11 protein-coding genes and 1 riboswitch are annotated in these 14,926 nt (G+C 36.0%); all 11 genes read right to left on the bottom strand.

Annotated elements, in window-relative coordinates:
- Positions 1–3: 3 nt before the first annotated feature.
- On the bottom strand, positions 4–1,329 hold the full coding sequence (locus ABNX05_RS20285) for a nucleotide sugar dehydrogenase (RefSeq protein ID WP_349661359.1): 1,326 nt from the start codon (positions 1,327–1,329) through the stop codon (positions 4–6).
- A gap of 702 nt (positions 1,330–2,031) precedes the next feature.
- On the bottom strand, positions 2,032–3,195 hold the full coding sequence (locus tag ABNX05_RS20290; protein ID WP_349661360.1) for a dicarboxylate/amino acid:cation symporter: 1,164 nt from the start codon (positions 3,193–3,195) through the stop codon (positions 2,032–2,034).
- A gap of 645 nt (positions 3,196–3,840) precedes the next feature.
- Positions 3,841–7,020 carry a hypothetical protein gene (locus ABNX05_RS20295; protein ID WP_349661361.1) on the bottom strand — a complete coding sequence of 1,060 codons (3,180 nt, stop codon included), beginning with the start codon at positions 7,018–7,020 and terminating at the stop codon, positions 3,841–3,843.
- Positions 7,017–8,441, bottom strand: a complete 1,425-nt coding sequence (locus ABNX05_RS20300) for a glycosyltransferase family 2 protein (RefSeq protein ID WP_349661362.1) — start codon at positions 8,439–8,441, stop codon at positions 7,017–7,019. Before ABNX05_RS20300 ends, ABNX05_RS20295 begins: the two co-directional genes overlap by 4 nt.
- A complete protein-coding gene (locus ABNX05_RS20305; RefSeq protein WP_349661363.1) occupies positions 8,438–9,484 on the bottom strand; it encodes a HEAT repeat domain-containing protein in 1,047 nt (348 codons plus the stop codon). Before ABNX05_RS20305 ends, ABNX05_RS20300 begins: the two co-directional genes overlap by 4 nt.
- Positions 9,481–10,365 carry a response regulator gene (locus tag ABNX05_RS20310; protein WP_349661364.1) on the bottom strand — a complete coding sequence of 295 codons (885 nt, stop codon included), beginning with the start codon at positions 10,363–10,365 and terminating at the stop codon, positions 9,481–9,483. The genes ABNX05_RS20305 and ABNX05_RS20310 overlap by 4 nt, the downstream gene beginning before the upstream one ends.
- Positions 10,366–10,826: 461 nt before the next feature.
- Positions 10,827–11,684, bottom strand: a complete 858-nt coding sequence (locus tag ABNX05_RS20315) for a MetQ/NlpA family ABC transporter substrate-binding protein (RefSeq protein WP_349661365.1) — start codon at positions 11,682–11,684, stop codon at positions 10,827–10,829.
- Positions 11,685–11,791: 107 nt separating this feature from the next.
- The gene (locus ABNX05_RS20320) at positions 11,792–12,460 is read right to left on the bottom strand and encodes a methionine ABC transporter permease (RefSeq protein ID WP_349661366.1); all 669 of its coding nucleotides are present in this window, start codon (positions 12,458–12,460) and stop codon (positions 11,792–11,794) included.
- On the bottom strand, positions 12,450–13,478 hold the full coding sequence (locus ABNX05_RS20325) for a methionine ABC transporter ATP-binding protein (RefSeq protein ID WP_349661367.1): 1,029 nt from the start codon (positions 13,476–13,478) through the stop codon (positions 12,450–12,452). Before ABNX05_RS20325 ends, ABNX05_RS20320 begins: the two co-directional genes overlap by 11 nt.
- Before the next feature lie 316 nt (positions 13,479–13,794).
- A riboswitch (SAM riboswitch) is annotated at positions 13,795–13,899 on the bottom strand.
- Between the two features lie 62 nt (positions 13,900–13,961).
- Positions 13,962–14,264, bottom strand: coding sequence for a thioredoxin family protein (locus ABNX05_RS20330; RefSeq protein ID WP_349661368.1), 303 nt, complete (start codon positions 14,262–14,264; stop codon positions 13,962–13,964).
- A 14-nt stretch (positions 14,265–14,278) separates the two neighbouring features.
- The gene (locus ABNX05_RS20335; protein ID WP_349661369.1) at positions 14,279–14,620 is read right to left on the bottom strand and encodes a toprim domain-containing protein; all 342 of its coding nucleotides are present in this window, start codon (positions 14,618–14,620) and stop codon (positions 14,279–14,281) included.
- Positions 14,621–14,926: the final 306 nt, after the last annotated feature.

A 14,926-nucleotide genomic window follows, 5' to 3' on the forward strand; every position in this document is an offset into this window, starting at 1 on the left:
CTCCTATAATTTGTAGTATTTTTCATTCTCGAATAAATAATGGGTATTACGTGTATCAAAAATTAAAGCAGCGTGTTGATCAATTAAAGAATAATCAATAGTTGTATGATTCGTTAAAATGACTACAGCATCTGCTTTTTGAATGATTTCTTTTGTAAGTGAAACTGTATTCAACATGTAATTACCAACTGTAAACGTATCAATAAATGGATCAATAACATTTAGCCCACATTGCTTGTCCATTAATTCGTCAATGACACGTAATGCTGGTGATTCTCTAAAATCATTAATATTTGGCTTATAGGAAACTCCAATCACTACAATTTCCGCATCACTTATCTCTTTACCTTGCGCATTTAAATAACTTTCAAGTCTTGTAACTACAAAGCTTGGCATGGAATCATTTATTTTATCAGCGGTCTCAATTAAAGTTGCAGCAATACCATGTTGCTGGCCAGCCCATAATAAATATTTAGGATCAACCGGGATACAATGACCACCTACTCCTGGGCCTGGTGTAAATGGCATAAAACCATAAGGCTTTGTCGAAGCTGCTTCAATAACTTCCCACACATCAATATCCATCTTATGACAAATCTGACTTAATTCATTAACAAGAGCAATATTAATTTGCCTAAATGTGTTTTCTAGTAACTTTTCCATTTCGGCAACCTTTGGACTTGTTACAGCAAATACATTTGTATTGATTACTGATTCATAAAAAAGCTTAGAAATTTCTAAACAAGATGGTGTTATTCCACCAACTACTTTAGGCGTGTTCGAAACTGAAAAATTAAAATTTCCAGGGTCGACACGTTCAGGTGAATAAGCTAAAAATAGATCTTGTCCAATAACAAAGTTACCATTTTCTAAGATTGGTTGAACTACTTCTTCTGTTGTTCCAGGGTAAGTTGTACTTTCAAGAATAACTAAAGTATTTGAGGATACGTTCTGTACGATTGCATTTGATGCATCAACAATATACGAGATATTAGGTGTTCCATCTGCAGTTGTAGGTGTTGGTACACAAATAATAATAATATCTACTTGTGTAAGTTTAGAAAAATCATTTGTCGGCTTAAATTTCTGTTCATTAACCGCTTTTTCTATGGCTGCATTAGACATATCAGCAATATAACTATTACCGCTTTTTAATTTGGTGATTTTTTCATTATCTTTGTCGAGGCCAATTACTGCAAAGCCTTTATTGACGATTTCCAGGGCTAATGGGAGCCCCACATAACCAAGTCCAACAATTCCAATTGTTGCACTTTTTGTTTTGATTTTTTTTGATAAAGCTAATCCCCTTAACTCAATTTTTATCCCCATAAACAAATTCCTCCTTTGTCTAAGTTATGATCAATTATGTCTCGGCAAAATTGCGTCCAGAATTGATTTTGTACATAGGCCTACACGTCGCTACGAAAAACACTTGTAGCTGGCGTTTCACTTTCGCTACGAAAACATTTGCTTAAAGAAAGTTAAAAGCCTAATTCGAAGATTATCTCTACAATTGTAATTTCATTTATGATTCATTTTCCGTACATGTATTCCCTCATCGCACATCTAACGAAGTAACATTATCCTAAAATCCAAAATGCGAATCTCTCTAATACATATATAGTACTAAACAAAACTTAACATTTTCTATACAATTTACTTTTTAAATGAAAAAATAACTATTTTACCAATAACCAGTCTCCTAGCTAAATCCATTTTCCCTTTCTTTAGAACTACTAATTTTCGATATATCCCTACATAAACATGTAATTTTATTAAATTTCAACAAGAAATATTTTTAATTATTTATTACTAAAAATTTTTCCTAGTCTTAAAAAATGTGCGCTATTTAATTAACCATTAAATCCGTAACGCTTTATATTCTCCATTAGCTATTTATCTTGAAAAGTAGTACTCTCTAATTAATCTGCAAGAGAATTTCCACATTATTTCGCGTCCTAAACAAAAAAAAAATCGCCATAGCAGGCGATTTTTTTCTTTTGTTATTCTATCCGTTCACTCTGTTATTAATTAATTTGTTGGTTTGCTGAAACGGTCAACAATCATGGCTAATGCACCATCTCCCGTTACATTTGTAGCTGTACCAAAGCTGTCTTGTGCTATGTACAGTGCGATCATTAGTGCAACCATTGTTTCATCGAAGCCGAGCATTGTTTGCAGTAAACCTATTGCTGCCATGACTCCTCCTCCTGGGACGCCAGGTGCAGCAACCATTGTAATACCTAGCATAAATATAAAGCCGATATATTGTGTAAAGCCTATATCCATACCGTTCATCATCATAACACCTAAAGAACAAGTTACGATTGTAATTGTACTACCTGATAAATGGATAGTTGCAAACAGTGGGATTGTAAAATTCGTTACTTTTTCTGAAGCCCCTGTTTTTTGTGATTGTCGCAATGTAACCGGAATAGCTGCCGCTGAAGATTGTGTGCCTAATGCTGTAAAATACGCAGGTAGCATTGTTCGAAGTAACTTAAGCGGATTTTTCTTATTTAAAGTTCCCGCAGTAGTGTATTGCACTAGCAAGATGATCCAATGCATCGCAATTATAAGTACGAAGACAATTGCGAAGACAGATAATATTTTTGCTACTTGACCTCCATATGTCATGTTCAAGAAGATCCCAAAAATATGAAATGGTAAAAGTGGAATAATGACAAATGAAATTAACTTTTCAATGATTACATTAAACTCTTCAAAACCACGTTTCATCACATCGCCTTTGATGACTGTCATACCAATCCCTACGATGAATGCAAAAATTAATGCTGACATCACACCCATTAATGGCGGCATTTCAACTTTAAAGAATGCCTGTGCTAAAAATTCCTCTGGGTTTTTCATACTTTCCATAGCACCATTTGATATGAAGTTAGGCAACACATTTCGCGCTACTAAAAAGGCGAACATGCCTGCAATGATTGTTGAGAAGTAGGCAAAGAATGTTGCCAAACCTAATAATTTTCCTGAGCCTTTCCCAAGCTGAGCAATGCCCGGTGCAATAAATGCAATAATAATAAGTGGTACAACAAAATTTAAGAAATTACCGAATAAGCCATTGAATGTTGCAAATATACGTACAAATGACTCTGGCATAAAACCTCCAAGTATTACCGCTAAAAAGATAGCGACAATAATTTTTGCCAATAGACCAAATTTAAACTTCACTAAAATGTCCTCCTTAAAAAAACAACTGTCTTTCTCGAATGTATTAGTAGTAATTTAACATATACAGTTGCAAGAATATACAGCTTACGAAATAGACGGAATTGTAAAATATTTTTGTATTTTTAAATAAAAATAGTTCCTCACCATAATGCGGGGTTGATTTCCGTTCCGACTGGACGCTTTGTTGTTGCTGTCGCTTCGCTTTCGCACAGTTAAAACATTTGTTGCTGTCGCTTCGCTTTCGCACAGTTAAAACATTTGCTGCTGTCGCTTCGCTTTCGCACAGTTAAAACTTTTGTTGCTGTCGCTTCGCTTTCGCACAGTTAAAACTTTTGTTGCTGTCGCTTCGCTTTCGCACAGTTAAAACTGTTGTTGCTGTCGCTTCGCTTTCGCACAGTTAAAACTTTTGTTGCTGTCGCTTCGCTTTCGCACAGATAAAACGTTTGTTGTTGGTCACGGAGGCGTTATTACAGGATGTGATGTTTTTAACCTCCGCTCCTCTATTGCTAATCTCTAAGGAATCGCCCATTCGTAACGAAGATCAACGTATATATCATACGTTTTAACAAATAACATCCCAACTTTTAGTAATGAGCCAAAAAAAACTTAGAATAGGCAAAAAAATCACCTATCCTAAGCTCTCATTTAATATGCTTTAAATAATTTTTGTAAAATATAATATGATTGTTTTAAACGCTCATCAAACTTAGGCGTTTGCCATGGTTCCCAAGTATAAGGTGAGAGTTTCGGTAAGACTTGGCCATTTGTCTCTGGTAAAGATTTTACAGTTTTGCCCTCTTTATCTACAAAGACCGCACCAATATAAATATTATCGACTTTCGTCGAAGCTGTCTCTCCATCTTTATATAAGTCCCCCATAAACTCACGCTGGCTTGGATCTCTAGTTTGGATTAGTAGCCAAGGAATTCGTAGCTCAATCACATTATCATCCGTCCACGTATAGTCTACTAACGAATTATAATCTTTTGCTTTTGGATTGGCATTCCCTTGAAGCAGCTTCCCTGTTTCATAATGACTGAAATCAGTAGTAATGTTTTGCTCTGGTAAGTACAACTCTTTATTTAACACATAATAAATTGGTGCAAACTTACCACTATTTTTTGTTGGAACTGCCATACGAGGTGGAATCAGATTTATATTATGACCGTAAAAATAATCATAGAAATCATAGTATTCATCTATGACCACTCGAGAGTCTCCACTTTTATTTAATTCCACAATAAAATCTACGCCATTTGAAAACGTCATATCTTTTATTGATGTAGCTGAAGTATTCCCTTGATTTGGTACTACATCAAGTAAAATACGAGGTGATGTTTTTTCTAAAACATCACTTTTTAATTTGAGATACAAATATCTTTCATCATAATCGACAGCAAAATCTGTTGAGTCAGAAGGTGAGGTATTGTACATTTGAGTACCTTTCCATTCCTTAGTATCGCCGTCTACTTTTACTTTAAATCGATCAAAGCTTAGTACGCCAAATTGCTGTTCATTTGTTTGTGCATTAGACCAAAATGGTCGACGGTTTGGATCATCATAATCCATCGTATTCCACGTCCGCTTAAACCACTCGTCCTGCCATGTAAAGACTAGGCCTCCGAGCAAGCCTTCATGCATAATATCTTCATATAAATGTTGTAGCGTTTCACCTTGTTGCTGTTCGGACATATGGCCCTGATTCCAGCCATAAACATTTTCATGTGTCATACCACGAGCCGCAGGTATTCCAAATTCTGCAACAAGAACAGGCATTTTATGCGCTTCATGTAGTTCTTTTAAATACCCTGCATAACTATTTTTATTGCCCCGGAAATCTTTATAATTTAAATATTTTTGATCGTAGTTAAAGAAGTCAGGGTAATAAGGATAAACATGATAGGAAGCAAATTGACCTGGTGCCTGCATCTCACCTTTCGTATAGATAACATTTGGATTTACGCCTACCAAATCCTCATCCTCAGAAGGCTCAGATGGATGGTCTAGTAAGTCGGTTGTTACCCAGTTTGTGAAACTCATTGGACGGATCCAATTATACTTATCCTTCTCGTAAACAGTAATAAGATCCATTTGCTCGGCTAACCAATGTTCAAATGGTGCAGCATTTTTCGTTTCAAAATACGTCCCATTGTATTCACCTATATTAGCGTGTTTCTCGTTCGTACCAACAACCATTTGCGGATACCATTCGATTCCTAGCACCCAGCCTATTATATATTTTGAAACGTCCACATCATATAATCCTGAGGCATGTCCTGCTACTGGCTTCACATAAGTATTACCGTGGATAACGTCCACCATTCGTTTCATTTCAAGTTGAAAATCCTTTAGAGTAGCTTCATCATAGGCATCTAATGAATCAACCAAACCTTCTTCATTAATCCATACACCATGCAATACATACAGTGGTTTATCTGGATTTTCTTCATTGTATTTTGCAAGTGCCCGATAAAAACCTGGCGGGTGTAATGTATATATACGAATCGTATTGGCATTCATGTCAGCAATTTGACGGAACCATCGATAGTACTCTTCTTCCGTAATAGCAGCCTCGCCAGGAAATGCTCCTGGTTTACCCATACCGATATTAACGCCCTTAAAGACTATCGGCTCCCATTTTCCATCTCGTAAGACTTCAAATGATTCGCCCTTAATACGTGCGTTATAATTTAATTTGCCATGATTAACGGTTTCTTGAACTTCTTTTTGCTCAAACGTTTCAAAAATTTTATGCATGACTGGTATATAAATTGACCAATAAAACGAACTATCTGCATACTTCTCAGCATATTTATAAATGGTCGGTAATCCTTTTATTTTGTAAAGGGTCGGCACACGGGACATATCGTTAAAGTCTCCTGCAAAATAATAGCTTGTCGTGTAGCGTTTATCCTGTGAAACGATTGCCGCAAATTGCTGTGGAATATCGTTGTCCTCTAATAGTTTTTCCCCTTCTTTTGTTAAGTCCCATTCATAATTAGCAAGAGCATCCTCTGCATATTTAGGTGTGATAATATCAAACCAATAGCCATATTCTGCACGAGCAGAGGTGTTGAAGAACTTTTTCCCTTCTTCAGTAAATTGCACCTGAATACCTTCTGTGTTTACATGCTTGTCCAACTCTAACACAATGAGCTTTTCTGTAATTTCATTAAATAGAAGAAAGCCTCCGCCTTTGTATGGCCAATTATCACCATGTTCATCTATGACCCATTGTGGAATTTCCGTATTTTTATGATAATTAAGCTCATCAAAATATCGCCCAATCCATCCAGACCATGAAATTCCTAAATAATCCTGTAACTCTTTTCTAACTTCCGCTGACGTCGGTGATGCAAATGTATTGTATTCAGCAATTAACATACTTTTCTTGTTGCTTGCTAAACGATCTACTATAGACTGCCATTCATCCATTTCCAAGCCGCCTACAATTTTTTCTGAACGTTTACCTAAGCGCTTTTTTTCATCTAAATCATCCTTATAAACGCCGTACGTATCAGCCAAATAAATAACATCATAATTACTATAGTCAGTCGGAAACTTTTTTTCTGACACGTTCTTCGTTTTATCATTCGGAAGTGTACCAAAGTAATTTTTTTGTACATCATACGGATGCTCATCGATCGTGTATTTATAATGGTTTAAAAACCAGTTCACACCTAAATGCTCTCGATAAGTTTCATTCGGAACCGTTTTATCTAGAATCGCAACGTTGAGCGGTTTTTCATCGCTGAAATACCACCATGCTATAGGTGTAATAACGAGAATTAGAACGACTATAATTCCTATATATATACGCTTCATACACTTTTCTCCTTTTCACCGATGCCGACACGCTTCATATTGCCCCAATCGCTTCTTCTTAGCACAAACCGAATTAATCCCTCACAGCGCCAAAAAAGAGTGAGTGGTCGATACCAGAAAATTTCAGTAAATGCTAAAAGTATCATGCGTAGTAGCTCTCTCGGTTTCGGATAAGTATTCAAAATCCATGCTTCGAATAATATAGAAGCTATTGAAAATATCACCCCATAAATAACGAAAAGCAGTAACAGAATTATGGCTATTTCATAATAGATTTTCCCTAAGAAAAATGCCACTATGATATAAATATAACCACCTAACTCAACTAGTGGACCTAGGCATTCTACTAGCCAAAAGTATGGAAATGAAAGCAAGCCTATTAAGCCATACTTAGGATTCAACGTCATCGTCTTATGCTTCCATAGGCTTTCAAATAATCCTTGATGCCAACGTCTACGCTGGTTTCGCAAAACCCCTAATGACTGAGGTGCTTCAGTCCAGCACACAGGATCTGGAACAAATTCTATACGTTTCTTTTCTTTTTTCTTTCTTATCAAACGGTGAATATTCACGACAAGCTCCATGTCTTCTCCAATAATATTCGTTGAATAACCGCCCGCTTCCACAGCCCATTCCTTCGAAAACACACTAAATGCTCCCGAAATAATAAGCACAAGATTGTATTTACTTAAAGCTATTCGCCCCATTAAAAAGGCTCGCGCATATTCTATTATTTGCATAATCACTAAGTAATTATTTGATAAGTGTGTTTCAGTAACGGAACCAAGCTGCATTTTTGCGCCATTGGCAATTCGGATATTTCCTCCTGCCGCAATCACTTCACCATCAGATAAAACAATCGGCTTCATCACACGAAGCAATGATTTTTCATCTAAGATTGAATCACCATCAATAGAGCAGAAATATGGATATTGAGATACATTAATACCTACATTTAATGCATCTGCCTTACCACCATTTTCTTTATCTACTAAAATACAATTTTTATAGATTTCAGATTCATAAATTTGTTTAACTTGATTTGTAGGGATATGTGTACGAACAATTTTATCAACGGGCTTCATTCGGAAATGCTCGATTACGGTTTGTAGTGTAGAGTCAGTAGACCCGTCGTTAATAATGATAATTTCCGTTTGTGGATATCGTAAATTCAACAATGAATAGACTGTGTCTACAACGCCAATCTCTTCATTGTAAGCAGGGACTAATAAGGATACTGGTTTTGAGTAAAAGGCATCTGTATGCGCATCATCATACTCTGAGGGGTCTAATTTATAGCGTTTTCGCATAACTAGCATGGCGATAACAAACATGGCGCAATACGAAACAATAACAAACAACATATAAAATAGAATAAATCCACCAAAGAACCACATACAAAAATCTAAAAATACTTTCATTTGTTCCCTCGCTTTCTGACGATTGTTTCACGAGCCATGTCAATTGCATATGGGTCATTTGAGGACTCCATAAATTGCTGTAATTTTGCAATTCCATCTCTATTTTCTGCAATTGTTTTAGCAGCCTGTGAGCGAACCCACCAATTTTCATCTTGAAGAAGCTGTTCTAAATAAGCATAGGTATAGTTTAGTGGTACATGCTTAAAGATTTTCGCAACCATTAATCTTATTTCCCAAATATCTGATGTCACAAATGGGACATAAGGATCGATTTCATCAATTACACCAATTTCATAAAGACCTTTTAATGCTCTGATTTGTATTTCTGGAACCTCATGCGTTAATAGCTGTTTTAACTGATCAATGTATTGTATATTTCTTTTGACAGCTGCAGTATCAATTGCAGCAAATTGGATATTTGTTGTCCAACTATTAAAGTCTTCAAATAATCGAATAAATACGTCATCCTCTAACAAGACAAATACTCTTCTATACTCGCTTTCAGAATAATGAATGTTCGATTCTTTAATTTTTTCGATAAACATTTCAGGTCGGAAGAGAGAGTAAATTTTTAACAGTTGAAAATATTCCTCCTCCGAAATTTTGGTTTTTTCGAATTGAAGACATGCCTCTAATAAATCCTCTATCTGTAAATCAGCAATATGATATAAAGCATTCATCCTAATGCTCCATCGTTTACTGGACAAATCCTTTTCATAAAACTTTTTTAAATAGAGATTAGAAAACTCTTTTATTTTGTGTTCAACTATTTCATTGCTTATATTTTTCAAATAAGATGAAAAGATTATTTCTATAGCTGCTACTTGAGCTCTCCCTCTGGGTACAAGCACTATAGAGAAAATTTCATCATTGATTAAATAGTTGTACCATTGCTGTGAAGAGTTTTGTAAAAAAGTATCACGCACTTCTGCAAAACGAATCTCCCGCTTGCGCTGAACAAGTATATAGATCGTAAATAAAAATAGAACTGTTAATAAAACACCGCTGACCGTTAAAAGAAAAGGGATCGACAGCTTGATCATAGCCAAAACCTCGCAAAAGTCTTCTTAATTTTTGCTTCTAACAAACGTAAATTAAATGGTTTGACGATATATTCATCGACACCACCTTCATAAGCATTCAGTGTTGCACCCTCTGAGTTTCGTTCAGACATCATATAAATGATGAACTTTTTCTCATTCGGCATTTCTCGCAAAATGTGCAAAATTTCTAAGCCATTTTTACGTGGTAAAATATCGTTCATCACAACTAAATGCATATGGCCAGATTTATAGTGATCGGACTGTAAAAAATCATAGCCATCCTCATAGGTCGACACGTCAAAAGTATAATGAGGAATGTCTAAATTTTCGAGTGTCGTTTCTAGCACCTTTCTAAAGATTTCATTCTGTTCAATAATGCTAACCTTTACTTGCTCCATCGGTTGTACACGATAATCTGTAACCTGTTCTACTGACCAAGTTGGCTGTTCTTCATCAGCTAGTTTGTGCTTATTTTTCTCTAACAATGTTTCAAAATCAACATTATTATTTCTTATTTCAGTAACGGAAGCTTTTAACGTTATTTGTTGAAATTCCCTTTCTTGCGTTAGAATTGCGAAAATCCGTTTTAAAAATGCTTTTACCTCTACTTCACTACTTTGCAGAAAAAATATTCCCCAATGCATGCCATCTGCTAGTTGGAAAAGTAAATCTGTTTTTCGTATTTTAGATTTTAGAAAAGCTGAAATTTGATGATTTACTTGATTACAATCTATATCAGTTTCTTGTGAGGAATTCGCTACTTTAAAAAAGACTGCAGTCATTGTTAAACGTGAACGAATAACACTCTCACGCAAAATTTCAAAATAACCTTTCACCTCATGCTCTTGCATGATATCTTCCGCAACGATTAATTTATTCATTTGTGTTCACTCCAGTTGATGGAAGAAGCATTGTATTCTTCTTCATTATTTTTCTATCATTCTTTTGATTTATAAACACAACAACTATAGTAATAAATATGACTAAACAATTTCTATATAAAATTTTTGGTAAATCGATTACTTGTAAAATATTATTATATTTTTGCTATAAACTACAGAATAATACCTTCCCTGACAAAAAGTTATATTTTTCTGATAAAAGACAGCCTTTTTACAGTAAGAAGAAAGGGTATGTAATCTTTTAAACTACATACCCTTTCAAACTCAAAAAAACTCTATTTTATTCCAGCTTGTCGACTTATACTGCGATGGGAAGAGTGAAGCCAAACCCGGGGAAAGCGCCAACTCGGAGTGAAAATCAACTTTTAAAATTCTTTTAATAACAAGGAAAAAGGGTATGTAAGTTTTATACTTACATACCCTTATCGATCAATTTCAAATTATTTAACTGGTACAACTGAACCTTTCCATTCTTCAATAATGAAGTCTTGGATTTCTTTAGATTTTAATACTTCTATCAATTTTTTAATTTCTGGTTTTGTTTCATCACCAGCACGTACAGCTATAATATTTACATAAGGAGATTCTTTATCTTCAAGAGAAATTGCATCTTTCAATGGATTAATGTTGTTATCGATTGCAAAGTTCGAGTTAATTAAAACTGCATCGCCTTCATTATTTTCATACATTTGTACAAGCATTTCCGGAGCTGTATTTGCATCGAATTTGAAGTTTTTAGGGTTTTCTGCGATATCTTTTATTTCTGCTGCTGTTTTATCGACGCCATCTTTTAATTTAATTAAGCCCTTAGCTTCTAACAATGAAAGCATACGACCGTGGTCTGACACTGAGCTAGAAAGTAAAATTGTTGCACCTTTTGGTAGATCCTCAAGAGATTTATATTTTTTAGAGTAAATTCCGATTGGTTCAATATGAATGGCACCAGCATTTACAAAGTCATAGCCATTTTCTTTCATGCTAAGCTCTAAAAATGGTAAGTGTTGGAAATAGTTTGCATCAAGTTCACCTGACTCTAAATGTTGGTTTGGTAATACATAGTCTTGATACGTTTCAATTTTAAGATCGATACCTTCTTTAGCTAAAGCCGGTTTTGCTTTTTCCAAAATAACCGCATGTGGTGTATTAGAAGCACCTATTGTTAATGTTACATTTTCTTTATTGTCTGATTTATCACCAGATGATGCGTTTGAGTTTGTATCATCTTTTTTACCAGCACCACAAGCAGCTAAAGCTAATACTAATACTGATAAAAATAATCCTGCTAATAATTTCTTCATTTTATTGCACTCCCTTTTAACTAATTTAAAATATGTTAGCGGTATAAAACCGAAATAACCTTTTGGATGTTCGTAGCGAGCTACGCTTTTTTGTCATTAGCGCCTTTTTAGCGTTTATCTGTTTTGGCTGTAATTAAGTCGCCAATCCATTGAATAATAAATACTACTATTAAGATTAATATAGTCGCCATTAAAGTTACATCTTGGCGATTACGTTGGAAACCATCTAAGAATGCTAAGTTTCCTAGACCACCTGCACCGATAATACCTGCCATCGCAGTATAGCCAACAAGTGCTACAGCCGTTACAGTAAGACCAGAAATAAGCGCTGGTAACGATTCTGGAATTAATACTTTCCAAATAATCGTTGACGTTTTAGCACCCATTGAACGAGCCGCTTCAATAACGCCTTTATCGATTTCACGTAATGAAATTAATACCATACGCGCATAAAATGGTGCAGCTCCGATAATTAGTGCCGGTAAAGCCGCATCTGCTCCACGAATTGTGCCGAGTAAAAATTTCGTAAACGGAATTAATAAAATAATCAAAACGATAAACGGAATCGAACGGAAAATATTAACGATTGAGCCTGTTAAAAAGTTCACCAGTTTATTGGCCCATATTTGGTTAGGACTTGATAAAAACAATAAGATCCCAATTACTAATCCAAGTATAAATGTGATCACCGTAGAGATTGTTGTCATGTACAACGTTTCATACGTAGCTTCCCACATTTTTTCCCAGTCAACATTCGGAAAGAGACTAGTTAGCATTGGCAATCACCTCCGTTTGTACTTCGACTGTATGCAAGTAGCTCAGTGCAGCTGCAACATTCGACTCTGTGCCTTCAATTTGTACGATAAGTGTACCGTACGCGCCATTTTTAGTTTGCGAAATATTACCATGTACTATACTTACTTCTACATCACACTGTTTCACAAGATGTGAGATGACAGGCTGTTCTGTTTTTTCTCCTACAAATATTAGCTTTACAAGTTGTCCATTAGGGTAGTTTGCTTTAATTTGTGCCACAGTTTCCTGTGTTTCCTTCGTATCTGTAATTTGAGAAACGAATTTTTTTGTAATGTCAGCTTGTGGCGCTTGGAATACTTGTAATACTTCACCACGTTCTACAATTTCTCCAGCTTCCATAACCGCTACACGGTGGCAAATTTTACGAATAACATGCATTTCATGTGTGATTAACACGATCGTTAAACCTAGTCGCTCATTAATATCGACAAGTAAATCTAGGATAGCATCTGTTGTCTCCGGATCGAGTGCGGATGTTGCCTCATCACATAACAATACTTCTGGATCATTAGCAAGTGCACGAGCGATGCCTACACGTTGCTTTTGTCCCCCTGATAGTTGTGATGGATACGCTTTAGCACGTCCGTCTAAGCCAACTAATGTGATCAATTCTTTCACACGTGCCTCACGTTTTGCCTTTGGAACACCTGCGATTTCTAGTGGGAAAGCAATGTTTTCCGCAACAGTTCGAGACCAAAGTAAATTGAAATGTTGGAAAATCATACTGACCTTTTGTCTAGCATTTCTAAGCTTTTGCCCCTTTATGGATGAAAATTCTTGATTGTTAACCGTTACCGTACCTGATGTAGGCTTTTCTAAACCGTTTAACAAGCGAATCATTGTACTTTTACCAGCGCCACTATAGCCGATAATGCCATAAATTTCACCTTTATCGATAGAAAGGTTGACGTCTTTAACTGCTGTTAATTCGCCATTCGAGGTTTTGTATTTCTTCGTAATATTTTGAAGCTGAATCATAGCGAATTCTCCTTTTTTTATCAATTGTGCCTCGGCATAATTGCGTCCGGAATCGACTTTGTGCTTGCACAAAGAAATCCTTTTCGATTCCATGACATCCGCCGGAGGCTTTAGGCCAACAAATGTTTTCTGTGCGAAAGCGTAGTGATAACGCAGCGGCAGCAACATGACGTTGGTCACTCAGTCGTTGCCACAGGATGTGGCGTTCTTAGACTGAGTTCCTCTATTTCAGCGGGTGTTTCGGTGAAAGAAGTAAAAAAACCCCTTCAACTATAGACAAGTAGAAGGGGTCACGTAACTTATACGCTGAACCGTTCTCTCATCTTTCAAAGATAAAATCTTTGGGTGATTTGGCACCTTTTCACTTTGTGATGGTTGCCGGGCTTCATAGGGCACTTCCCTCCGCCGCTCTTTATAAGAGTTCGATATATTTATATTTTTTAGTATATTCGTACTTTACCACGTGAGTAAAGTTCAGTCAATTTATTTTTTTAACAATTCGTATAAATACGGTACAGATTGAAAAGCATAAACCTTTTCCGTCACTTTTCCGCCTTCACATACAAGTAAACACGGTACACTTTCGATTTTATTATCATAAGCGATTTGTTCGATAAAATTAATATTCGCTTTACCAACCTGTAGCTGTGGTAGCAATTGCTCAACAACCGACATCATTTTCGATGCAACTACACACGTTCCACACATTGGTGTATATAAATAAAAAGCAGCCTTTTCACCCGACTGAATAGCCACGTCCCACTGCTCTTTTGACCATTCTTCCATTTTTTCACGCAACCTTACAAAATATATTCATTATGGATTGAGAAATGCGCACGAATTAAGATTGCCGCTAACACCTTTCTCGGAGTTGTCTCTACTTCCTTATATGTTGGCATAGTACGTAAATGCTCAGCCTCTGGATAATGTCTGTCCATTAATGCTCGTAGCTTATCACCCGATGTATCTGCATCAAAAAATGTATAAAGCTCACAGCCTTCATATGGATCAAGTAACTCTTCTAATTGATGCACACCAATTGTACCATTCGTGCAAAGTATTTTAACATGTTCATTTAAAATAGGTTCAATTTGAAGCTTATCCGAACGGCCTTCGACAATTAAGCATTTCCCCTCGAACATAACGCCACCCCCGTTTAGACATATCCCTTATCATTATTATATCAATAAATCTTGTCATTGATACTGTTAGACACCTATTGTTAAGGGAATATACTTGCATTCACCCTCATCCACTATGATGGCAGAATGGATGAAGATAATAAAAAACGTCGGTAGTTTCCGACGTTTTTCTAATCAATTATGCCTCGGCATAATTGTGTCTGGAATCGGCTTTGTGCTTGCACAAAGCCGATTGCGGGGGGAAGCGCGGGGGGGTTTAATAAATTATAGGGGGATTTTGGAAGGCCACTTAAATCATGATTAATA

Origin of the sequence: Lysinibacillus zambalensis (assembly GCF_040183165.1) — a bacterium.
Taxonomy (GTDB): domain Bacteria; phylum Bacillota; class Bacilli; order Bacillales_A; family Planococcaceae; genus Lysinibacillus; species Lysinibacillus zambalensis.

What these genes read in the sequence shown, in the direction of transcription:
- ABNX05_RS20320 (WP_349661366.1), bottom strand. Translation starts at nt 12,460, where the DNA reads ATGCTAACTAGTCTCTTTCCGAATGTTGACTGGGAAAAAATGTGGGAA.
- ABNX05_RS20315 (WP_349661365.1), bottom strand. Translation starts at nt 11,684, where the DNA reads ATGAAGAAATTATTAGCAGGATTATTTTTATCAGTATTAGTATTAGCT.
- ABNX05_RS20305 (WP_349661363.1), bottom strand. Translation starts at nt 9,484, where the DNA reads ATGATCAAGCTGTCGATCCCTTTTCTTTTAACGGTCAGCGGTGTTTTA.
- ABNX05_RS20335 (WP_349661369.1), bottom strand. Translation starts at nt 14,620, where the DNA reads ATGTTCGAGGGGAAATGCTTAATTGTCGAAGGCCGTTCGGATAAGCTT.
- ABNX05_RS20285 (WP_349661359.1), bottom strand. Translation starts at nt 1,329, where the DNA reads ATGGGGATAAAAATTGAGTTAAGGGGATTAGCTTTATCAAAAAAAATC.
- ABNX05_RS20295 (WP_349661361.1), bottom strand. Translation starts at nt 7,020, where the DNA reads ATGAAGCGTATATATATAGGAATTATAGTCGTTCTAATTCTCGTTATT.
- ABNX05_RS20325 (WP_349661367.1), bottom strand. Translation starts at nt 13,478, where the DNA reads ATGATTCAGCTTCAAAATATTACGAAGAAATACAAAACCTCGAATGGC.
- ABNX05_RS20330 (WP_349661368.1), bottom strand. Translation starts at nt 14,264, where the DNA reads ATGGAAGAATGGTCAAAAGAGCAGTGGGACGTGGCTATTCAGTCGGGT.
- ABNX05_RS20300 (WP_349661362.1), bottom strand. Translation starts at nt 8,441, where the DNA reads ATGAAAGTATTTTTAGATTTTTGTATGTGGTTCTTTGGTGGATTTATT.
- ABNX05_RS20310 (WP_349661364.1), bottom strand. Translation starts at nt 10,365, where the DNA reads ATGAATAAATTAATCGTTGCGGAAGATATCATGCAAGAGCATGAGGTG.